At 65.1% G+C, this 20,997-nt stretch carries 20 protein-coding genes and 1 other RNA gene; 13 read left to right on the plus strand and 8 right to left on the minus strand.

Going from position 1 to position 20,997, the window contains the following annotated elements:
• Window positions 1–36 precede the first annotated feature (36 nt).
• From pepN to trpC, 8 genes are all read left to right on the plus strand, one after another.
• Window positions 37–2,694, plus strand: coding sequence for an aminopeptidase N (pepN, locus tag K5607_RS00575; protein WP_221047894.1), 2,658 nt, complete (start codon window positions 37–39; stop codon window positions 2,692–2,694).
• Between the two features lie 3 nt (window positions 2,695–2,697).
• Complete coding sequence (locus tag K5607_RS00580; protein WP_054774128.1) at window positions 2,698–3,183, plus strand: PaaI family thioesterase; 486 nt, start codon at window positions 2,698–2,700, stop codon at window positions 3,181–3,183.
• Window positions 3,184–3,313: 130 nt separating this feature from the next.
• Entirely contained in the window at window positions 3,314–4,009 is a 696-nt protein-coding gene (gene rpe / locus K5607_RS00585; RefSeq protein ID WP_221047895.1) for a ribulose-phosphate 3-epimerase, read from the plus strand.
• A 4-nt stretch (window positions 4,010–4,013) separates the two neighbouring features.
• Window positions 4,014–4,688 (plus strand): phosphoglycolate phosphatase, encoded by a 675-nt coding sequence (locus K5607_RS00590; protein WP_221047896.1) that lies wholly within the window; start codon window positions 4,014–4,016, stop codon window positions 4,686–4,688.
• 125 nt (window positions 4,689–4,813) lie between these two features.
• On the plus strand, window positions 4,814–6,304 hold the full coding sequence (gene trpE / locus K5607_RS00595; protein ID WP_221047897.1) for an anthranilate synthase component I: 1,491 nt from the start codon (window positions 4,814–4,816) through the stop codon (window positions 6,302–6,304).
• Window positions 6,301–6,891, plus strand: a complete 591-nt coding sequence (locus K5607_RS00600) for an anthranilate synthase component II (RefSeq protein WP_425515780.1) — start codon at window positions 6,301–6,303, stop codon at window positions 6,889–6,891. Before trpE ends, K5607_RS00600 begins: the two co-directional genes overlap by 4 nt.
• 62 nt (window positions 6,892–6,953) lie before the next feature.
• Complete coding sequence (trpD, locus tag K5607_RS00605) at window positions 6,954–7,982, plus strand: anthranilate phosphoribosyltransferase (protein ID WP_221047898.1); 1,029 nt, start codon at window positions 6,954–6,956, stop codon at window positions 7,980–7,982.
• Window positions 7,979–8,779, plus strand: coding sequence for an indole-3-glycerol phosphate synthase TrpC (trpC, locus tag K5607_RS00610; RefSeq protein WP_054774428.1), 801 nt, complete (start codon window positions 7,979–7,981; stop codon window positions 8,777–8,779). Before trpD ends, trpC begins: the two co-directional genes overlap by 4 nt.
• A gap of 37 nt (window positions 8,780–8,816) precedes the next feature.
• Here trpC and rnpB read toward each other — a convergent pair.
• From rnpB to rsmI, 3 genes are all read right to left on the minus strand, one after another.
• Window positions 8,817–9,182, minus strand: an RNA gene (gene rnpB / locus K5607_RS00615) — RNase P RNA component class A.
• 198 nt (window positions 9,183–9,380) lie between these two features.
• Window positions 9,381–9,968: a urate hydroxylase PuuD gene (locus K5607_RS00620; protein ID WP_217995095.1), complete on the minus strand. Its 588-nt coding sequence runs from the start codon at window positions 9,966–9,968 to the stop codon at window positions 9,381–9,383.
• 166 nt (window positions 9,969–10,134) lie between these two features.
• The gene (rsmI, locus tag K5607_RS00625; protein WP_221047899.1) at window positions 10,135–10,989 is read right to left on the minus strand and encodes a 16S rRNA (cytidine(1402)-2'-O)-methyltransferase; all 855 of its coding nucleotides are present in this window, start codon (window positions 10,987–10,989) and stop codon (window positions 10,135–10,137) included.
• Window positions 10,990–11,050: 61 nt separating this feature from the next.
• Here rsmI and K5607_RS00630 point away from each other — a divergent pair, with 61 nt between their 5' ends.
• The 5 genes from K5607_RS00630 to K5607_RS00650 are packed head-to-tail and all read left to right on the plus strand — an operon-like array spanning window position 11,051 to window position 16,864.
• On the plus strand, window positions 11,051–12,838 hold the full coding sequence (locus K5607_RS00630) for a penicillin-binding protein activator (protein ID WP_221047900.1): 1,788 nt from the start codon (window positions 11,051–11,053) through the stop codon (window positions 12,836–12,838).
• Window positions 12,835–13,182 (plus strand): YraN family protein, encoded by a 348-nt coding sequence (locus K5607_RS00635; RefSeq protein ID WP_054774181.1) that lies wholly within the window; start codon window positions 12,835–12,837, stop codon window positions 13,180–13,182. Before K5607_RS00630 ends, K5607_RS00635 begins: the two co-directional genes overlap by 4 nt.
• Before the next feature lie 13 nt (window positions 13,183–13,195).
• Window positions 13,196–13,783 (plus strand): phosphoheptose isomerase, encoded by a 588-nt coding sequence (locus tag K5607_RS00640; protein ID WP_054774180.1) that lies wholly within the window; start codon window positions 13,196–13,198, stop codon window positions 13,781–13,783.
• Window positions 13,780–15,180: an FAD-binding oxidoreductase gene (locus K5607_RS00645; protein ID WP_246598921.1), complete on the plus strand. Its 1,401-nt coding sequence runs from the start codon at window positions 13,780–13,782 to the stop codon at window positions 15,178–15,180. Before K5607_RS00640 ends, K5607_RS00645 begins: the two co-directional genes overlap by 4 nt.
• Window positions 15,080–16,864, plus strand: coding sequence for a glycosyltransferase family 9 protein (locus K5607_RS00650; RefSeq protein ID WP_221047901.1), 1,785 nt, complete (start codon window positions 15,080–15,082; stop codon window positions 16,862–16,864). Before K5607_RS00645 ends, K5607_RS00650 begins: the two co-directional genes overlap by 101 nt.
• Before the next feature lie 148 nt (window positions 16,865–17,012).
• Here K5607_RS00650 and nadC read toward each other — a convergent pair whose 3' ends face one another.
• Genes nadC through tatA form a run of 5 tightly spaced genes read right to left on the minus strand, consistent with a single transcriptional unit; the run spans window position 17,013 to window position 20,988 of the window.
• Window positions 17,013–17,846 carry a carboxylating nicotinate-nucleotide diphosphorylase gene (gene nadC, locus K5607_RS00655; protein ID WP_221047902.1) on the minus strand — a complete coding sequence of 278 codons (834 nt, stop codon included), beginning with the start codon at window positions 17,844–17,846 and terminating at the stop codon, window positions 17,013–17,015.
• Between the two features lie 17 nt (window positions 17,847–17,863).
• On the minus strand, window positions 17,864–19,720 hold the full coding sequence (locus K5607_RS00660) for a nucleoside-diphosphate sugar epimerase/dehydratase (RefSeq protein WP_221047903.1): 1,857 nt from the start codon (window positions 19,718–19,720) through the stop codon (window positions 17,864–17,866).
• A complete protein-coding gene (gene tatC / locus K5607_RS00665) occupies window positions 19,717–20,460 on the minus strand; it encodes a twin-arginine translocase subunit TatC (RefSeq protein WP_054774531.1) in 744 nt (247 codons plus the stop codon). Before tatC ends, K5607_RS00660 begins: the two co-directional genes overlap by 4 nt.
• A gap of 4 nt (window positions 20,461–20,464) precedes the next feature.
• Window positions 20,465–20,773 (minus strand): Sec-independent protein translocase protein TatB, encoded by a 309-nt coding sequence (tatB, locus tag K5607_RS00670; protein WP_221047904.1) that lies wholly within the window; start codon window positions 20,771–20,773, stop codon window positions 20,465–20,467.
• Window positions 20,774–20,799: 26 nt separating this feature from the next.
• Window positions 20,800–20,988, minus strand: a complete 189-nt coding sequence (gene tatA, locus K5607_RS00675; protein ID WP_221047905.1) for a twin-arginine translocase TatA/TatE family subunit — start codon at window positions 20,986–20,988, stop codon at window positions 20,800–20,802.
• Window positions 20,989–20,997: the final 9 nt, after the last annotated feature.

A 20,997-nucleotide genomic window follows, 5' to 3' on the forward strand; every position in this document is an offset into this window, starting at 1 on the left:
ATCCTCGCCGATGGCGGCGAATCAAGGCAACAGCGTATGCGCGAAGCGACACCCAAAACCGTTTATTTAAAGGACTACACGCCGCCCGAGTATTTGATCGGGCAGGTGGAGCTGACTTTCCTGCTGGACGAGCGGGACTGCCAAGTCACCTCGCGTTTGCGCATGCAAAAGAATCCGGCCGGCGCGGATGCCAGCGCGCCGCTGGTGCTGGATGGGGAGAATCTCAAGCTCGAATCCGTGCGCCTTGCCGGCCGGGTGCTGCAGGAGGACGAATACCAGGTGACGCCGGAAAGCCTCATTATTCCGGGCGCGCCCAAGGTGGAGGTGTTCCTGCTGGAAATCGTCACCCGCATCGATCCGTCCGCCAACACCGCGCTGGAAGGCTTGTACCTATCCAACGACATGCTCTGCACCCAGTGCGAGGCGCAGGGCTTCCGCCGCATCACCTATTTCCTCGACCGGCCTGACGTGATGGCGAGCTATTCCGTCACGCTTATCGGAGATAAGTGGCGCTTCCCGGTGCTGTTGTCCAACGGCAACCGGGTGGCCGCCGGCCAATTGAAGAAAAATCGCCACTGGGTGCGTTGGGAAGACCCGCACAAGAAACCCTGCTATTTGTTCGCCCTGGTGGCCGGCCGGCTGGAGTGCCTGGAAGACGCCTACACCACGGCTTCCGGCCGCGAAGTGGCCTTGCAGATTTACGTGGAAAAGCACGACATCGACAAGTGCGACCACGCCATGCAATCCCTCAAAAACGCCATGCGCTGGGACGAGGAGGCCTTCGGCCGCGAATACGATCTGGACTTGTACATGATCGTGGCGGTCAGCCACTTCAATATGGGGGCCATGGAGAACAAGGGCCTCAACGTGTTCAATACCAAGTACGTGCTGGCCCGCCCCGACACCGCCACCGACGCGGACTACGAACATATCGAAGGCGTGATCGGCCACGAATACTTCCACAACTGGACCGGCAACCGCATCACCTGCCGCGACTGGTTCCAGTTGAGCCTGAAGGAAGGCCTCACCGTATTCCGCGACCAAGAGTTCACCGCCGACCGCACATCGCGCGGCGTCAAGCGCATCGAGGACGTCAACCTGTTGCGCAACCGCCAGTTCCTGGAGGACGCCGGCCCCTTGGCCCATCCGGTGCGGCCCGAGTCCTACATCGAGATCAACAACTTCTACACCCTCACCGTCTACGAGAAAGGCGCGGAAGTGGTGCGCATGCTGCACACCCTGCTCGGCAAGGAAGGGTTTCGCCAAGGCACGGACCTGTATTTCGAACGCCACGACGGCCAAGCCGTCACCTGCGACGACTTCGTGCGCTGCATGGAGGAGGCCAACGGTGTCGATCTCGCCCTGTTCCGCCGCTGGTACAGCCAGGCCGGCACGCCGGTGCTGCGTTTGACCGCCGACTACAGCGCCGCCGACGCCAGCCTCACCGTGCGCGTCAAGCAAAGCTGCCCGCCCACGCCGGGCCAGCCGGTGAAAGAGCCGCACCACATTCCTTTGGCTTTGGGCTTGCTGGGGCCGGACGGCGCCGATTTGCCGTTGCAATTGGAAGGGGAGGGGGCGCCGCACGCGGCGACCACGCGGGTGTTGAGCGTCACGGAAGCCGAACAAACCTTCCGCTTCGTCAATCTGCCGGCCAAACCGGTGGTGTCGGCCCTGCGCGGCTTTTCCGCGCCGGTGCGCCTGCACGTGCTGCGCGGATACGACGAGTTGGCGTTCCTGTTGCGCCACGACAGCGACGCCTTCAATCGCTGGGACGCCGGCCAGGTGCTGGCCAGCCAGATCATGCTCAACCTGGTGGAGCAGATTATCGAAGGCGAGCAGCCGAAGAAAGCCGACCCGCACTTGGTGGAAGCCTACCGCCACCTGCTGGCGCAGCCCTGGGAGGATTTGTCCTTCCTGTCCCTGCTGCTGGGGTTGCCGTCGGAGGACTACATCGGCAGCCTGATGAAAATCATCGACCCGGATGCCATCCACGCCGCCCGTCAATTGCTCAAAAAGGAAATCGCCACCGCCCTGGCCGACGATTTCCGGCGGCTGTATGCCGAACATCACCGCGACGAATCGGGCCGTTTCGACGCCCAGGCCATCGGCCGCCGCCGCTTGAAAAACGTTTGCCTGGGTTATTTGGCGGAACTGGACACGGACGACACGCACCGCCTGTGCGCCGAGCAATTCCACCAGGCCCGCAACATGACCGACCAGATCGCCGCCCTGGGCTGTTTGGTCAACAGCTCTGCTGCCGCCAAGGGCGCCTGCCTGGCCGAATTCTACGAACAGTGGCGGGAGGAAGCCCTGGTGGTGGACAAATGGTTCGCCCTGCAGGCCGGGTGCCACCTCCCCGGCACGCTGGACGTGGCGCGCGAGCTGTTGAGCCACCCCGCCTTCGACCTGAAGAATCCCAATCGCGTGCGCTCCCTGGTCGGCGCGTTCAGCCAGTCCAACCCGGTGCGTTTCCACGCCCTGGACGGCAGCGGCTACGACTTCCTGGCGGAGCAGGTCATCGCCCTCAACGCCCTCAACCCGCAAATCGCCGCCCGCCTGCTGGCCCCCTTGAGCCAATGGCGCCGCCTGGACGAGGCGCGGCAACGAGCCATGACCGCCGCCCTGAAACGCATCATGGCCGAGCCGGGCGTGTCCAAGGACGTGTACGAGGTGGCGAGCAAGAGCTTGGGTTAAGCCATGAACCTGCGCCGCCTCATCTGGCATGCGCCTTTTCTCAGCGACCGCCGCAAGCTGGAGTGGTTTCCGCCGTTCTGGCTGATGCGCATCAAGGTGCTGGAGGTGTCCGACGGCTGGCGCACGGTGCGGGTGCGGTTGCCGCAGACCTGGATTTCGCGCAATGCCGGCGGCGGCCTGTTCGGCGGTTTCCAGGCGGCCCTGGCCGATCCCGTCGCGCCCATGGCATGCATGCATTTGTTTCCCGGTTACGCGGTATGGACGCGCCACCTGGCGCTGGATTTCCAGCACGAGGCGGGCACGGACTTGGAATTGCGCTTCCAGGTGACGGAGGGGCAGGAAGCGGACATCCGCGCGGAACTGCAACACCGCGGACGCGCCAGCCCGGTATTCCATTACGCCTATTACAATGGGGAGGGGCGGTTGTGCACCGCCGTGGAAACCAAGGTGGCGATCCGGCCGCAGGGCTACCGCAAGCCGGGCGGTTAGCCGCAGCCTTGCCGGGGTCCGGGCTTAATGTGAAAATAGCCCGCAACCAAAACCGTCGGCGCCGCTCCAGTCTTGTTGCCGGAGCCCGTTTTCGGCGCATTTCGATTCCCTTTAGCCAGCGAGTACGAACATGAATTCAAATTGGATTGCACCGTCCATCCTTTCCGCCGATTTCGCCCGTTTGGGCCAGGAAGTGGACCAGGTATTGAAGTCCGGCGCCGACATCGTCCATTTCGACGTGATGGACAACCACTACGTGCCCAACCTGACCATCGGCCCCCTGGTGTGCGAAGCCCTGCGCAAGCACGGCGTCACCGCGCCCATCGACGTGCACCTGATGATCAAGCCGGTGGACCGCATCATTCCCGATTTCGCCAAGGCCGGCGCCAGCATCATCACTTTCCACCCGGAAGCTTCCGACCACATCGACCGCACCCTGCAGTTGATCAAGGACAACGGCTGCCAGTGCGGCCTGGTATTCAACCCGGCCACCCCGCTGCACCACCTGGACCACGTCATGGACAAGCTGGACATGATCCTGCTGATGTCGGTGAATCCGGGCTTCGGCGGCCAGAAGTTCATTCCCTACGTGCTGGACAAGGCCCGAGAAGTGCGCAAGCGCATCGACGCTTCCGGCTTCAGCAACATCCGCCTGGAAATCGACGGTGGCGTGGGCCCGGCCAACATCCGCGAAGTGGCCGAAGCCGGCGTGGATACCTTCGTGGCCGGTTCTGCCGTGTTCGGCGCGGGCAAGGATAGCGATCCCAACCGCTACGACAGCATCATCAAGTCGCTGCGCGACGAACTGGCCCAGGCCAAGCGGTAAGCCCTTGAACCCTCCCGCCCTCATCGTCTTCGACCTGGACGGCACGCTGGTGGACAGCGCGCCGGACCTGGCTTACGCCGCCGATACCATGCTGGCCCGCCTGGGCCTGCCGGCGCGCGGCGTGGAGGCGGTGCGGGGCTGGATCGGCAACGGCGTGCCCATGCTGGTGAAGCGCGCCTTGACCGGCGAGATGTGGCCGGAAGGCGAGCCGGAGCGGTTCGACCAAGCGTTGCCGCTGTTCATGGAAATTTACGCTGCCCACGTCTGCGACCGGGGCGGGCTGTTTCCCGGCGTGCTGGAAGGCGTCGCCGAGCTGAAACGGCAGGGCTACAAGCTGGCGGTGCTCACCAACAAGCACTCCAAGTTCACCCTGCCGCTGCTGGAACAGCTGGGCGTGGCGGCCTATATGGATTACATCGGTTGCGGCGATCAGTTCGACAAGCACAAGCCGCATCCGGAACCGTTGCTGAAAACCGCCGAACGCTTCGGCGTGCGGCCCGAACAATGCCTGATGGTGGGCGATTCCACCAACGACGTGCAGGCGGCCCGCGCGGCGGGCTACGGCATCCTGGTGGTGCCTTACGGCTACCGTAGCTGCGAGCGGGTGGAAGACCTGGGCGCGGACGGCGTGATCGATTCCATCGCCCAACTGCCCGCTTTATTGCGGCGGGCGGCTTAGACCCATGACAGGGCGCATCTCCATGCTCGGACAACGATGGCGTAGCTGGCGCTGAAACCTTTACGCCACGCCGCGGGGCAACCCGTCGCCAACCGAAACCATCCGAGAACATTGGACAGTAGAACATGACGCCCGAACAATTCGCCGACTACGCCCGCCAGGGCTACAACCGTATCCCCGTAGCCCGCCAAGTGCTGGCCGATTTGGACACCCCGCTCTCCGCCTACCTCAAGCTAGCGGAAGGCGCGTATTCCTATTTATTCGAGTCGGTGCTGGGCGGCGAGCAATGGGGCCGCTATTCCATCATCGGCCTGCCGTGCCGCACGGTGCTTAAGGTGCGCGGCGACCGCGTCACCGTGGAACAGGACGGCCAGCCGGTCGAGGATTTGCAAAGCGCCGATCCCCTGGTCTGGATCGAGCAATTCGCCGCCCGCTACAAAGTGCCCCACATCGACGGCCTGCCGCGCTTCACCGGTGGCCTGGTGGGTTATTTCGGCTACGAGACCATCGGTTATATCGAGCCTAAGCTCAAGGCCGGCAGCAAGCCCGATCCCCTCGGCGTGCCGGACATCCTGCTGATGGTGTCGGAAGAGCTGTTGGTGTTCGACAACCTCAGCGGCAAGCTGCTGTTGCTGACCCACGCCGACCCCAGCCAGCCGAACGCCTACGAACAGGCTCAAGCGCGGTTGGCCGAGCTGGCCGCCGGCTTGCGCCGCAAGGCTGCGCAAACCGCCGCGCCGCCCGCCGCGCCGCGCCAAGTGGAAGAAGCGGACTTTGTTTCCGGCTTCACGCAAGAAGGTTTCGAAAACGCCGTGGGTCGCATCAAGGACTACATCGTCGACGGCGACGTGATGCAGGTGGTGCTGTCCCAGCGCATGTCCATCCCCTACCGGGCGGCGCCGCTGGACTTGTACCGGGCGCTGCGCTGCCTCAATCCCTCGCCCTACATGTTCCACATCGACCTGGCCGACTTCCACATCGTCGGCTCGTCGCCGGAAATCCTGGTGCGGCTGGAGGACGAGCATGTCACCGTGCGCCCCATCGCCGGCACGCGCCGGCGCGGCAAGACGCCGGAAGAGGATCTGGCTTTCGAGAAGGACCTGCTGGCCGACCCCAAGGAAATCGCCGAGCACCTGATGCTCATCGACCTGGGCCGCAACGACGCCGGCCGGGTGGCGGAAACCGGCACGGTGAAAGTGACCGACAAGATGGTCATCGAGCGCTATTCCCACGTCATGCACATCGTCTCCAACGTGGTGGGCCGTTTGCGCGAGGGCCTCGACGCCTTCGACGTCCTGGCCGCCACTTTCCCCGCCGGCACGGTCAGTGGCGCGCCGAAAATCCGCGCCATGGAGATCATCGACGAGCTGGAGCCGGTCAAGCGCGGCGTCTACGCGGGCGCGGTGGGCTACATCGGCTGGTCCGGCAACCTGGACACCGCCATCGCCATCCGCACCGCCGTCATCAAGGACGGCCAGCTGCACGTGCAGGCCGGTGCCGGCGTGGTGTACGACTCCGTGCCGCTCAACGAGTGGGAGGAAACCATGAACAAAGGCCGCGCCATCTTCCGCGCCGTGGCCATGGCCGAAGCCGGCCTGGAAGGAGGTCAGCCGTGAGCGCCTGCAAGGTTTTGATGATCGACAACTACGATTCCTTCACCTACAACCTGGTGCAATACCTGGCCGAGTTGGGGGCGGACGTGACCGTGGTGCGCAACGACCAGATCCCGGTGGAAGAGATCGAGGGCATCAACCCGGACAAGATCGTCATCTCGCCCGGCCCTTGCACGCCGAAAGAGGCGGGCATCTCGGTGGAAACCCTGCACCGCTATGCCGGCAAGTACCCGATCCTCGGCGTGTGCCTGGGCCACCAGAGCATCGGCTACGCTTTCGGCGGCAACATCATCCACGCCAAGCGCATCATGCACGGCAAGACCTCGCTGGTTTACCACACCGACCAGGGCGTGTTCCGCGGCTTGAACAACCCGTTCCAGGCCACGCGCTATCATTCGCTGGTAATCGAGAAAGAGAGCTTGCCCGATTGCCTGGAGATCACCGCCTGGACGCAAACGCCGGACGGCGGCTTCGAGGAAATCATGGGCGTCAGGCACAAGACGCTGCCCATCGAGGGGGTGCAGTTCCATCCGGAATCCATCCTCACCGACCACGGCCACGACATGTTGCGCAATTTCCTGCACGGCTGACGGTCATAGAACAACGGGCGCCCTGTCGGCGCCCTAGAACAAAAACGATCCGGGAGCACTCCATGGACATGAAAACCGCCTTGCAAAAGGTGTTGGACGGCCAAGACCTGGCGCCCAGCGAAATGAAAGAAGTCATGCGGCTGATTATGAGCGGCGGGGCCACCCCGGCGCAGATCGGCGGTTTCCTGGTGGGGCTGCGCGCCAAGGGCGAGAGCGTGGAGGAGCTGGCCGCGGCGGCCGAGGTGATGCGCGAACTGGCCACCAAGGTGCCGGTGCGCGGACCGCACCTCATCGACACCTGCGGCACCGGCGGCGACGCCAGCAACACTTTCAATATCTCCACCACCTGCGCCTTCGTGGTGGCGGCGGCCGGCGGCAAGGTGGCCAAGCACGGCAACCGCTCTTTTTCCAGCGTTTGCGGCAGCGCCGACGTGCTGGAAGCGGCCGGGGTCAACCTGGACCTGACGCCGGACCAGGTCAAGCTGTGCATCGAGCAGGTGGGCGTGGGCTTTTTGTTCGCGCCGCGCCACCACGGCGCCATGAAACACGCCATCGGCCCGCGCCGCGAGCTGGGCGTGCGCACCATCTTCAACCTGCTGGGGCCGCTCACCAATCCGGCCGGCGCCAGCCACCAGTTGGTCGGCGTCTACAACGAAGCCCTGGTGGATAAGTTCGCCCGCGTGCTGCAAAAGCTGGGCAGTCAGCACGTGCTGGTGGTCAACGCCGAGGACGGCTTGGACGAAATCAGCCTGGGGGCGCCGACCCGCGTGGCCGAGCTGCGCCACGGCCGCATCGAGCGCTACACCATCGCGCCGGAGCAGTTCAACATCCCGCGCGCGGCTTTGCGCAGCCTGGCGGTGGACAGCGCGGCGGCCAGCTTGAAGCTGATGCTGGCCGTGCTGGACGGCCAAGCCGGCCCGGCCCGCGACATCGTCCTGCTCAACGCCGCCGCGGCCATTTATGCCGCCGACTTGGTGGATACCCTGGCCCATGGCATCACTGTCGCCGAAGACGTCATCGACAGCGGCGCGGCGCGGCAGAAGCTGGATGAGCTGGTGACTTTCAGCCATTTCTTCGGCCGCAAGTCATGAGCAATCCGCCGGATATCCTCAAGAAAATCCTTGCCCGCAAGGCGGAGGAAATCGCCGAGCGTTCCGCCGCCACGCCTTTGTCCGAGTTGCGCCGCCGGGCCGACGAAGCCGATGCCCCGCGCGGCTTCGTGAGGGCGCTGCAAAGCAAGATCGCTCTAGGACAAGCCGGCGTTATCGCCGAGATCAAGAAGGCCTCCCCCAGCAAGGGCGTGATCCGTCCCGATTTCCGGCCGGCCGATATCGCCAAGAGCTATGCCGCCCACGGCGCCGCCTGTTTGTCGGTGCTTACCGACCGGGACTACTTCCAGGGCTGCGAGGAATATTTGCAACAGGCCCGCGCCGCCTGCGCCCTGCCGGTGCTGCGCAAGGACTTCACCGTGGACGAATACCAGGTGCTGGAGGCCCGCGCCATCGGCGCCGACTGCATCCTGCTGATCGCCGCCGCCCTGGACGACGGGCAAATGTCGGATTTGGCGCAGTGCGCCACGGCGCTGGGCATGGACGTGCTGGTGGAAGTGCACGACAGGGCCGAGCTGGACCGCTCCCTGGTGCTGGGATTGCCCCTGGTCGGCATCAACAACCGCAACCTGCGCACGTTCGACGTCACCCTGCAAACCACCCTGGATTTGCTGCCCCATATCCCGGCCGGCCGCATCGTCGTCACCGAGAGCGGTATTCTGGCGCCAAGCGACGTGGCGCTGATGCGCGCCAGCAATGTCCATACTTTTCTGGTGGGCGAGGCGTTTATGCGGGCCGAGGAGCCGGGAGAAAAACTGGCGGAATTGTTCGCGGCATAAAAAAACGGCCCGCAAGGGCCGTTTCTTTTTGAATCGAAGGGGGAGTCGGCCGATAAGCCGGGTTCTGTCGTGGACAGTCATTCATCTGGGACGTTTGTCGCCAAACGCCTCAAGCGACCTACCCGGGAGCCGCGCGGGCCACGCGTCGGGGACGAATCCCCATGCTCCCCTATTTGGTCTTGCTCCGGGCGGGGTTTTCCCTGCCACTTCCGTTACCGGAAGCGCGGTGCGCTCTTACCGCACCATTTCACCCTTACCGGCACCTTGCGGCGCTTAGGCGGTATATTTTCTGCGGCACTTTCCGTAGGCTCGCGCCTCCCAGGCGTTACCTGGCGCCTTGCCCTGTGGAGCCCGGACTTTCCTCCACTTCCGTAAAGAAAGCAGCGACTGTCTGGCCGACTCCGGGGCGGAGTATACAGGATTTACGCTGGCTCTGGCGGGATGGAGGGGCGTAAAGTCCCTGCTCCCCAGAGGGAAGGTTAGGATGAGGGCGACGGACATGGCCATTTAACCCCTCACCCTAATCCTCTCCCGGAGGGAGAGGGCAGCCGAAACGGCTTTCACGCTCCGGCAAGGGGAATGCCGAAGCGTGGGAGGCGGGCTAGGGCACGTTCTGCGCCGCCACCATGAAATACAGCATGGGGATGGAGAACATGGTGTTGAAGCGGCTGGCCAGCATGGCGACGCGGCCGGCGGCTTGCTTTTCTTCCGCCGTGGCTTCCACCAGGCCCAGCACTTTCTGCTGGTTGGGCCAGATGATGTTCCACACGTTGAAAGCCATGACCAGACCCAAAGCCATGCCGATGCCGATGTAAACCTTGTTGCCCACCGGGCCGATGATGAACAGGGCGATGCCGGTCGCCACGGTGGCCAGGGCGGCCCAGCGGAACCAGAACAGCGCCGCGGGGGCGATCACCTTGCTGATGGCCGGCTTCTGCTCGTCGGGAATCTGCGGCATGGAGGGGATTTGCACGAAGTTGAAATACCAAAGCAGGCCGATCCACATGATGCCGGAACCTACGTGCAGCCAGCGGACGAAAAAGCCCAGCCAGATTTGGGACATCTGCACGCTGCCGGTGGCTAGGGCCAGCACCAGCACCAGCCCGCCGCCGAACATCAGCGCGCGAGGCAGTTTGTCCAGGCCGTAGGGGGCAAGGAAGTCGAATATCTTCAGCATTACGTCGCGCATGGCGCTCCTCCGGTGTTGTTATGGTTATGAGGGGCGAGCCGCGGGGTGCGGCCGGCCAAGTCCGGCGCGTTTGCCTGTTGCCGATGCGCCGACGCCGGCCGATAGTTCGGCCAGCCCGCTGGTAATACTCCCTTGCCGGCGACTTGGCAAGTTTGGCGGCGTTAGGTTATTGCGCCGAGGAGCGCTTGAGCGCGGCTTGGTACAGCAGCTTGCGCGGCGCCCCGGTGATTTCCGCCGCCATGGCGGCTGCGCTTTTCACCGAGCAGCCGCCGTCCAGCAGGATGCCCAGCACCCGCGCCTGCTCGGCGTCGATGTCTTCCGCTGCGGTTTCCCGCTTGCCTTGCACCAGCAGCACGAACTCGCCTTTCTGCATGTCGGCGTCCTGCGCCACCAGGGCGTGGGCGGCGCCGGCCGTGGAGTTGACGATGGTTTCATAATGCTTGGTCAGCTCGCGGGCGATGGCCAGCGGCCGGTCGGCCGGGAAAATCGCGTTTATGTCCTCCAGGCAGTCCAGTACCCGGTGGCTGGATTCGTAGAACACCAGGGTTTCGCGGCGGTCGAGCAGCGTCTTCAGCTCGCTGCGGCGCGCCTCGCCCTTGCGCGGCAAAAAGCCGCCGAAGTGGAAGTGGTCGCAGGGGAGGCCGGAGGCGGACAGGGCGGCGATTAGGGCGCTGGGCCCGGGCACCGGCACGGCGCGGATGCCGGCCTGGCGCGCCAGCCGCACCAGGGGGAAGCCCGGGTCGCTGATGAGCGGCGTGCCGGCGTCGGAGATCACCGCCACCGATTCGCCTCGCTCCAACCGCGCCAGCAGCTGCGGCGCGGCGGCGTCCTCGTTGTGCTCGTGGTAGGCGACCAGCGGCGTACCGATGCCGTAATGGTTCAGCAGCGGGCGGCTGTGGCGGGTGTCCTCGGCGGCGATGACGGCAACGGATTGCAGCACTTCCACGGCGCGGAAGCTGAAATCCGCCAAATTGCCCAGGGGCGTGGCGACTAGGTATAGTACCCCCTTGCTTTGCGACATCGGTCGGCGCTCCTGTAGTGTGGTGTTTCCCCGCGCCGTCGCCCAACCCTGGTTTAGCGCTATGAAATTCTTCCGTGCATTGTCGGTGCTGCCGTTATTCCTTGCAATCGGCGCCTGTGCGCCCACTTCGCAAAAATTCCCCGCGCCCGGCGCCGCGCCGGCACCTAGCGGCGCGGTTTCAGCTAAGCCGTCACCGCAACCGGCCCCGCCCCAGGCCGCGGCCCCCGCAACCGTGCAGGTGATGGCGTCGCCGCGGGCGGTGTTCGAAGCGGCCCGCGGCGACTTGGACGCCGGCATGGCCGACGCCGCCTTGACGAAACTGAACGTGCTGCACCCCCAGCAGTTGGATGCCGGGGTGAAGCTGCAATGGCACACCATGCGGGCCGCCGCTTATTCCCTGCAGGGCGATTTGCCGAACGCCGTGAAGGAGCGGGTGGCCGCCGACGGTTTGTACACCGAGCCCTCGGTGCGGCGGCGCAATCAGGAGGCGATCCTCGAGGCCCTGGCCTTGCTGCCGCCGGAGCGCTTGGGCGGTCCCGCCGCCGTGGCCGGCGATCCCTTGAGCGGCTGGCTGGCCTTGGGTCGCATCCTGGCGGCTCGCCCAACGCCGGAGGCCGCGCAGCAAAGCCTGGTGCAATGGCGCGCCGATTACCCGGGCCATCCGGCCGACACGAACCTGGTGCTGGCGGTGCTGAGCCGAGGCGCGACGCCGCCTGCCGCCGCAGCAACCCAACAGGCGCCGGCATCCGCCGTTGCGCCGGCGCAGTCCCCGGCTGCGCCTCCGCCTTCCTCGCCAACCGTCGGCGTGGCTTCCGCCATCGCCGTGCTGTTGCCCGCCACCGGCGCTAGCGCCGCCTACGGCGAAGCGGTGCGCCAAGGCATCGCTTCGGCTTATGCGGCGGACGCCGCCCAGCCCAAACCGGTCCTGCGTTTTTACGACAGCGAGGCCGGCGACGTCGCGGCCGTTTACCGCAAGGCGGTGGAAGAGGGCGCCGAGGTGGTTATCGGCCCTTTGCGCAAGGAGCACGTGGCGGTGCTCGCCGGGATGGACGATTTAGCCAAGCCGACGTTGGCTTTGAACCGCATCGAAGGCGCCCGCGACGGCTTGTTCCAGTTCGGCCTGCTGCCGGAGGAGGAGCTGGAGCAGGCCGCCGATTACGCTTGGAAAGAGGGGCGCAAGAACGCGCTGTTGCTGATTCCCGCCAAGGATTTCGGCCAGCGCATGGTGGGCCATTTCAACGATTACTGGCGGCAGCTGGGCGGCCGGGTAATGGCGGTGCAGACTTACCTGCCGGGGGAAAAAGATTTCGCCGCGCCGATCAAAAAGCTGCTGCAGGTGGGCGAGCCCAGCAAGGAAAACCCGCAGACGCCCCGCGCCGACGCGGACGCCGTTTTTTTTGTCGGCGACGTCCGCGACGCCCGCTTGATCGTGCCGCAACTGCGCTATTACGGCGCCACCCGTTTGCCCCTGTACGCCACTTCCTCCGTTTACGCCGGCCGTGCCAATCGCGCCCAGGATCAGGATTTGGCGGGGGTGTTGTTCTGCGACGCGCCCTGGCTGCTGTCCGAGGCTTACGCGGCCCAGCGCCAGACCGCTTGGGACGCCTGGGGCGCCCATGCCGCCGCCAATCCGCGCCTGTGGGCCATGGGCATGGATGCTTACCGCTTGAGCCGCCGCCTGCCGGCTTTGCGCGAGGGCGGCGCGCCGTTTGACGGCGCCAGCGGCGGCTTGAGCCTGACGCCGGGCAACCGCATCCACCGGCAGCTGTCCTGCGCCCAGTTCGACAACGGCGCGCCGGTGCCGCGCGCCCCCGCCGCGCCGCAGGCGACCGCCCCGGCGGTCCATTGATCGGGGTTGGCAAGCAAGCCGAAGACGCCGCCCTGGATTATCTCCAGCGCCAGGGGTTGACCCTGGTGGTGCGCAACTACCGCTGCCGCCAGGGAGAGGTGGACCTTGTCATGGAGCAGGGCCGCACCCTGGTGTTCGTGGAAGTGCGCTACCGCAGCAATCCGCGCTTCGGCGGCGCGCTGGAAAGCGTCGACGCCCGCAAGCAGGCCAAGCTGCTGCTCTGCGCCCAGCATTACCTCACCCGCCACCGCCTGGACAGGCCGGCCCGCCTCGACGTGGTGGCGTTGACGCCCGAGGCCGGCGGAGTTCGGATAAAATGGGTGCAGGACGCTTTCCGGGCTTAAGACCATTCCCCTCATGAACCTTCACGACCGCATTCACCAGCACTTCGCCGCCAGCCGTGTGGCGCAGCAGGACACGCTGGATCTCTTGGCCGGCAACATCGAGCTGGCCGCGCAAAAACTGGCCGCCTGCCTGCTCACCGACGGCAAGCTGCTGTGTTGCGGCAACGGCGGTTCCGCCGCCGAAGCCCAGCATTTGTCGTCGGAACTGCTCAACCGTTTCGAACGGGAGCGCCCCGGCCTGCCCGCCATCGCCCTGACCTGCGACAGCTCGACCCTCACCTCCATCGCCAACGACTATTCCTACGACGAGGTGTTCGCCAAGCAGGTGCGCGCCTTGGGCCATGGCGGCGACGTGCTGGTGGTCTACACCACCAGCGGCAATTCCCGCAGCATCCTCAGCGCCGTGACTTCCGCCCACGACCGCGACATGAGCGTGGTGGCCCTGAGCGGCAAGGACGGCGGCCCCTTGGCGCCCCTGTTGCGCGAGTCCGACATCGAAATCCGCGTGCCCAGCGAGTCCACCGCCCGCATCCAGGAAGTGCATTTGCTCGTTACCCATTGCTTGTGCGATTTGGTGGATCAGCAGCTGTTCGGCGAGTGAATGTCGCCGCGGTGACGCTGCCGCAGCCGTTTCTCCGCCGCCTCAAACACATCGTCGGCGCCGGCAACTGCCGCACCGACCCCGCCGACTGCTGGGCCTACGGCTACGACAACAGCAAGCGCCACGCCTTGCCGCAGGCGGTGGCTTTCGCCGCCGAGCACGATCAGGTGCGGGAATTGGCGGGGCTGTGCCACGAGTTCGAAGTGCCGCTCGTCGCTCGCGGACGCGGCACCGGCACCACCGGGGCGACCACGCCGATCCAAGGCGGGCTGGTGCTGTCCCTGGAGCGGATGGACCGCCTGTTGGAATTTTCCCCCGACAACCGCTACGCCGTGGCGCAGCCGGGGATGACCAACGAAGCCCTGCAGCAGGCCGTGGGCCGGGCCGGCTTCTTCTGGCCGCCCGATCCCACCAGTTCGGCTTTTTGCAGCATCGGCGGCAACCTGGCCTGCAATGCGGCGGGGCCCCGCGCGGTCAAATACGGCACGCCGCGGGACAACACCTTAGGATTGCGCGCTGTCACCGGGGCGGGTAAGGAAATCCGTACCGGCGTGTTCACCACCAAGGGCGTGGTGGGCTACGACCTGACCCGCCTCATCGTCGGCTCGGAAGGGACGCTTGCAATCATCACCGAAGCCACCCTCAAGCTCACCCCCAGGCCGGAAGCCAAGCACACCCTGCGCGCCGTCTACCGCGACGTGGCAGCGGCGGCCCGTGCCGTCGCGGCGATCATGGCGCAGCCGGTGGCGCCCTGCACCTTGGAGTTCATCGACGGCAACGCCTTGAAACTGGCCCAGCGCCACGCGCCGCTGGGCTTGCCGGAAGGCGCCGGCGCATTGTTGATGATCGAGGTGGACGGCCTCAAGGCGGGTTTGGCGGAAGCCGCCGAGCGGGTAGGGCAGGCGGCGGGCAACGACGGCCTGCTCGATCTGTCCGCCGCCGCTACTTGGGATGAGGCCGAACACCTGTGGCAGGTGCGCAAAGCCCTGTCGCCGGCCCTGCGCCAGGTGGCGCCGCTGAAGATCAACGAGGACGTGGTGGTGCCGGTGACGGAACTGCCCGCCCTCATCGCCGGCCTGGACGAACTGTCCGCCAAGCACGGCATCCCCATCGTCAACTTCGGCCACGCCGGCAACGGCAACATCCACGTCAACCTGCTGGCGCAGCCGCAAGACATGGAGCGCGCCGAGCGCTGCCTGGACGAAGTGTTCGGACTGGTGCTGCGCCTGCGCGGCACCCTGTCGGGCGAACACGGCGTCGGCCTGGCCAAGCGCGATTACGTGGACCGCGAGCTGGATGCCGAATCCATGCGCCTCATGCGCGCCGTCAAAGCCCAGTTCGACCCCAAGGGCATACTCAATCCGGGCAAGATGCTTCCTGCGGCGCCTTGCGGATGATGCACGCCGATCGGGACGGCTGAAAATGGGAGAGAAAATGGAAAAACAGATCGGCAACGTGCTGGTGATACAGCTCGAACGCCCAGGCGACATTATCCTGACGACGGCTTTTCTCAAGCTGGCCAGGGAAAAATACCCCGGCGCTCGCCTCGATTTTTTGCAGATGGACAGCTTCCAGGGCATCGTCGAAGGCGCGCCGTTCGTCGATAACGTTTTGTATTTCCCCGTGGCGCTATACGGGGCGAATAAAAACGCCTTGGAGCGCATGTCCGACAGCGGCGAAGGCATCGACGACGCGCTGTTGTTGGACGGCGGGCTGAGGGAGGAGATAAGACGGCTGTCGGGCTATGACGTGGTCTATAACCTTGCCCACGACGCCTTCAGCCTATGGCTCAACACGCAGCTGGACGCGCCGGAAAAACACGGCGGCGTGATGGCGCCGGATGGGCGGCGGTTTTTTCTCGATCTGTGGAATATTTACCTGGTGGCCTTCGTCCACGGCTTCAGGAACGAAAACCGGATTCATCTCCTCGACCTGTATAAGGGCTGCGCCGGTGCGGTCGGCAGCGGCGTAACGCTGCCCTACATAAACTGCGAGGCGGTGGAGATAGAAGAAGGCCTGGTGGCTTTAAGTCCCGGGGCGAGCAGCTACGCGAAGGCATGGCCGGCGGAGCATTTTGCGGCGTTGTCCGATCGGCTGAGCGCGGAAGGGTATAAGACCGTGCTGGTCGGGGGCGGCGCGGATAGGGCGCTGTGCGAGAGGGTTTATTCCCTTTGCGCGGTAAAGCCCTTGAATATGTGCGGCAAGACAACCGTCGCGCAAGCCGCGGGCCTGTTGAAAAAGTGCCGGATATTGATTTCCCACGATACCGGGACCATCCACATGGCGGCGGCGGTGGGAACGCCGGTGCTTTATATCAGTTGCGGCGAGGAGGCGTATTTCCGGGAGACTTCGCCCTATAGCGGCGGCAATTACATCATGCAGACGGCGCTCGGCGGCGGTTATGGCGGTGCGGATATTTCGCCGGAATCGGTGATGGCGCTGTTCGGGTACATGGAGGGCTCGGTTAGCGGCGAGGCGCTGGCGGAAAAAACCGCGGCGCAAGGCGTGCCCTTAGCGTTTTATGTGTCATACCTCTTTTCCGAACAATGCGACGGCGTGGGCGGAATCGGCTTCCGTCCGCTTTTCAGGGGGGCGGCGAGCCAAGAGGCGTTTTATATCGAGTTGTTGCGGTATGCGCTGGTCGCGGGCATGGGCGGTTATACGATTTTGGAGCGCGGCATTGCGGAAATCGGCAATAACGTCGGCAGCGCTTTCGCTGCTGTCGATGGGGATGTCGAGGCGATGATACACCTCACGCAACGCAGCGAACGGGAGCTGGCTTCCATTGCGGAAAGCTTTATGCAGGGAGCCGAGATGCTTATGAACCCGTCGAGGCATCAGGAACTGGCCGAATTGCTGGTCCGAATACAGGAAAAAGAGGCCGGTTTCGAAGTGCTGGCGGAGAGCGGAGGCGTGTTGCAGCCGGTGTTCTGCACGTTGAGTTGGGCGTTGAAAATGGTATTGGACGAAGCGCCGGAGGCGATATTCGCAACGTCCGCGCGGATTTATGCCGCCTTCGCCCGGGTGCTTGAAACCCAGGCGATGCTTTTGTCCAAGGTAAGGCTGGGCGATGGGCGCTGAATAACGGCGCGCCTGCTGCGCCGTGGTTGTGCGGAGGTCCTCGCTCAGCGCACCGCAAATTTGCCGGGAGCAAATTCGCATTTATCCGAACGATGCCGGGCATCGGCAGCCCGGCATGAAACCCGCCCGACATTTCGATACAGGTGAGTTATTCCTTCACCAACGTAATCCGCATCGACAAATCCACCGCCCGCACGTGCTTGGTGAGCGCGCCCACCGAGATGTAGTCCACGCCGGTTTCGGCGATGGCGCGGATGTTGTCCAGATCCACGTTGCCGGAGACTTCCAGTTTGGCGCGGCCGGCATTGAGGGCGACGGCTTGCCTCATGGCGTCCAGGCTGAAGTTGTCCAGCAGGATGCGCCCGGTTCCGGCCGCGAGGGCTTCTTCCAGTTGGTCGAGGCGTTCCACTTCCACTTCGATGGTGACGCCGGCGTTGAGGGCCTCGGCGGCCTTGACGGCGGCGGTGATGGAGCCGGCGGCGGCGATGTGGTTTTCCTTGATGAGGATGCCGTCGTCCAGGCCCATGCGGTGGTTGGCGCAGCCGCCGCAGCGGACGGCGTATTTTTGCGCGCGGCGCAGGCCGGGCAGGGTCTTGCGGGTGTCCAGCACGGTGCAGCCGGTGCCTTTGACCGCCTCGGCATACCGGCGCGCCAGGGTGGCGGTGGCGGACAGGGTTTGCAGCAGGTTGAGGGCGGTGCGCTCGCCGGTGAGCAGGCTGCGGGCCGGGCCTTCCAGCTCGCACAAATAGCTGCCCGCCTCCACGTAGTCGCCGTCCTCGTAGCGCCAAGCGATGGTGTCGTGGCAATCGAGCCGCTGGAACACGGCGTCGAACCAGTCGCTGCCGCACAGCACCATGGCTTCGCGGGTGATGACGCTGGCTTCGGCCCATTCCGCTTCGGGTACGATGGCGGCGGTGAGGTCGCCGTTGCCGAGGTCTTCGGCCAAGTAGCGGTCTATGTCTGCGGTGTCGACGGTTTCCATGGTGGTCCAGAGGGGATTTAGTGGGAAGGGATGGGGTCGGCGGCGTTATGGTATTCGGGCACCAGGGTTTTCAGTAGGGTCAATGTCTGGGCGTCGTCGAAGCGGTTGCAGGCCTCGGCCAAGCGGTTCAGCATGGCGCTCAGCTCCTGCCAGTCCCAATGATGCCCCGAGCGGGCCAGCAGCAGCTTGGCGTGGGGCGTGGGCATGGGGCGCTCTTCGTCCAAGAATAGTTCTTCGTAGAGTTTCTCGCCGGGACGCAGGCCGACGTAGCGGATTCCGATATCCGTGCCGGGGCGCTTGCCGCTGAGACGGATCATTTGCTCGGCCAAGTAGGCGATTTTGATGGGGTCGCCCATGTCCAGCACGAACACCTCGCCGCCTTGGCCCACCGCCGCCGCCTGCATGATGAGCTGGCAGGCCTCCGGGATGGTCATGAAGTAGCGGGTGACGTCCGGATGGGTGACGGTGATGGGGCCGCCCGCCTGGATTTGTTCGCGAAACAGCGGAACGACGCTGCCGGCGGAGCCCAGCACGTTGCCGAAGCGCACGGTGATGAAGCGGGTGGCGCCGAGGCCGTTGAGGCTTTGGCATAGCAGTTCGGCGGCCCGTTTGCTGGCGCCCATGATGTTGCTGGGGCGCACCGCCTTGTCGGTGGAAATCAGCACGAATTCGTCCACGCCGTGGGCCAGGGCGGCTTCGGCCAGGCGGCGGGTGCCCAGCACGTTGTTGTGGGCCGCTTCCCGCACCTGGGTTTCCAGCAACGGCACGTGTTTATACGCGGCGGCGTGGAAGATCAGGTCCGGCTTGTGTCGAACCAGGGCGTGCTCCACCGCGGCGGCGTCGGCCACGTCGCCGAGTATGGCGTGGATGGCCAGTTCGGGGTGGAGCCGGGACAGCTCCATTTCGATGCGGTACAGGTTGTATTCGCATTTTTCGAATACCACCAGTTCCGCGATGGGCAACTGCGCCAGTTGCTGGCACAGCTCCGAGCCGATGGAGCCGCCGCCGCCGCTGACCAGCACCCGCTTGCCCTGCATATGGCTGCGCATGGCGTTCCAGTCCAGCTTGACGGGGCTGCGGCCGAGCAGGTCTTCGATGGAGACGTCGCGCAGCGTTTCCTTGGTCACTTGGCCGGAGAGGATGTCCGTGACGGACGGCAGGGTTAGCACCGGCAGTTCGGTGGCTTCGCAGATTTCCACGATGCGGCGCATTTGTTTGGGATTGGCCGAGGGGACGGCGATGAGCAGCACGTCGATTTGCAGCTTGCTCACCAGCCGCGGGATGCGTCCGCAGTCGCCGTAGACGCGGATGTTGTGCACCTCCCAGCCGGCTTTCGCCGGGTCGTCGTCCACCAGGGCCACCGGCACGTAGGCCGCGCCCCGTTCGCGCAACAGATCGCGCGCCAGCATTTCCCCCGCCTTGCCGGCGCCGACGATGAGCGCGCGTTGGCCCGTGCCGGTGAGGATGCGCCGATCTTGCCGCAGGCGGAACAGGAAGCGCGGCGCGCACAGCAGCATGAGCAGCAGGATGGCGTAGAGCGGAATCACCGAGCGCGGTACGCCGGCGAAACGGTTGTACAGCATCAGGCCTACGGTGATGGCGAGGGTGCCGCTGCTTACCGCCTTGGCGATTTTCACCAGGTCGAGGATGGAGGCGAAGCGCCACAGTCCCCGGTAAAAGCCGAAGACGCGAAAGATGGCGGCTTGCAGCAGCATGACTCCCGGCAGGTACAGCAAGGCGTCGTCCCAGATGTCGACCGGGATGGGGTCCAGGTTGAAGCGCAGCCAGTAGGCGCCCAGCCAGGCTAGGGGCACCATGAACAGGTCGTGCAGGAAAATGGCCGTGCGCGGGCTGAACAAGCGGGACAGCGTCATGGCGCCTTAACCTCGCTGCCGCGTCCCGGCAGCCAGCGCGCCGCCAGCAGGCCGGCCTCGAACAGCAGCCACATGGGCACCGCCAGCAGGGTTTGCGACACCACGTCCGGCGGGGTCAGCACCGCGCCGATGACGAAGGCCGCCACGATGACGTAGGGCCTTTTCTCGGCCAGGCCTTGGGCGGTGACCAAGCCGCTCCATACCAGCAGCAGGGCCACGATGGGCACCTCGAAGGCGGCGCCGAAGGCGAAAAACAGGGTGAGGACGAAGTCCATGTATTTGCCGATGTCGGTCATCACCGCCACGCCGACCGGGGCGGTGGCGGTGAGGAAGGCGAAAATGACCGGGAACACCACGTAGTAGGCGAAGGCCATGCCGGTGTAAAACAGCACGGTGCTGGCCAGCAATAGGGGCGCCAGCAGGCGTTTTTCGTGGCCGTACAGGCCCGGGGCGACGAAAGCCCAGGCTTGGTACAGGCTGAACGGCATGGTGATGAAGATGGCGGCCACCAGCGCCAGCTTGAGCGGCGCGAGGAAGGGAGAGGCCACGTCGGTGGCGATCATCTGGCTGCCGGCGGGCATGTGGCTCAGCAACGGGCCGGCCAGGTAGCTGTAAAGGTCGTTGGCGACGAAGGTGAGGGCGGCGAAAACCAGCAAAATCATCAGCGCGGCTTTCAGCAGCCGGTCGCGCAGCTCCACCAAATGGGCGATGAAGGGCTGTTCCAACTCTTCCTGGGGCATCGGCTCAGGCGTGCTCGTCGTCTTGGTCTGGGGTCGGCCGGCTGGCGGCGGTGTTCGGCGGCGGCAACGGTTGACGGATTTCGTTGACCAGATCCTTGATCTGCCCCAGGGCGGAGCCGGCTTGCGGCGGGTGGTCCAGTTCGTCCAGCCGCAGCTCGCGGCGCAGTTCGTCGCCGGCCGCGGCGGCGGCGGCGCGTAGGCTGCGCATCACTCGCACGGTGTCGCGCACCAGGCGCGGCAGTTCCTTGGGGCCGAACGCCAACAGCGCCACCAGTCCCACCAGAACCACTTCCCAAAAGCCGACGTCGAACACGGCGGGTTATGCCGAGCGGGGCAAGGTCAATCGTCCTTGGCTTCGGTTTCGGTTTTTTTCGGCGGCGCTGCGGCGCCGTCGTCGTCGCTGATGGCTTTGCGGAAACCCTTGATGGCGCTGCCCAAATCGGAGCCGATGGTGCCCAGCTTCTTGGTGCCGAACAGCACCAGCACGATCAACAACAATAAAACCAGTTCCCAAATGCCGATGCCCATGGATCTATC

The organism is Methylogaea oryzae (assembly GCF_019669985.1).
Classification (GTDB): domain Bacteria; phylum Pseudomonadota; class Gammaproteobacteria; order Methylococcales; family Methylococcaceae; genus Methylogaea; species Methylogaea oryzae.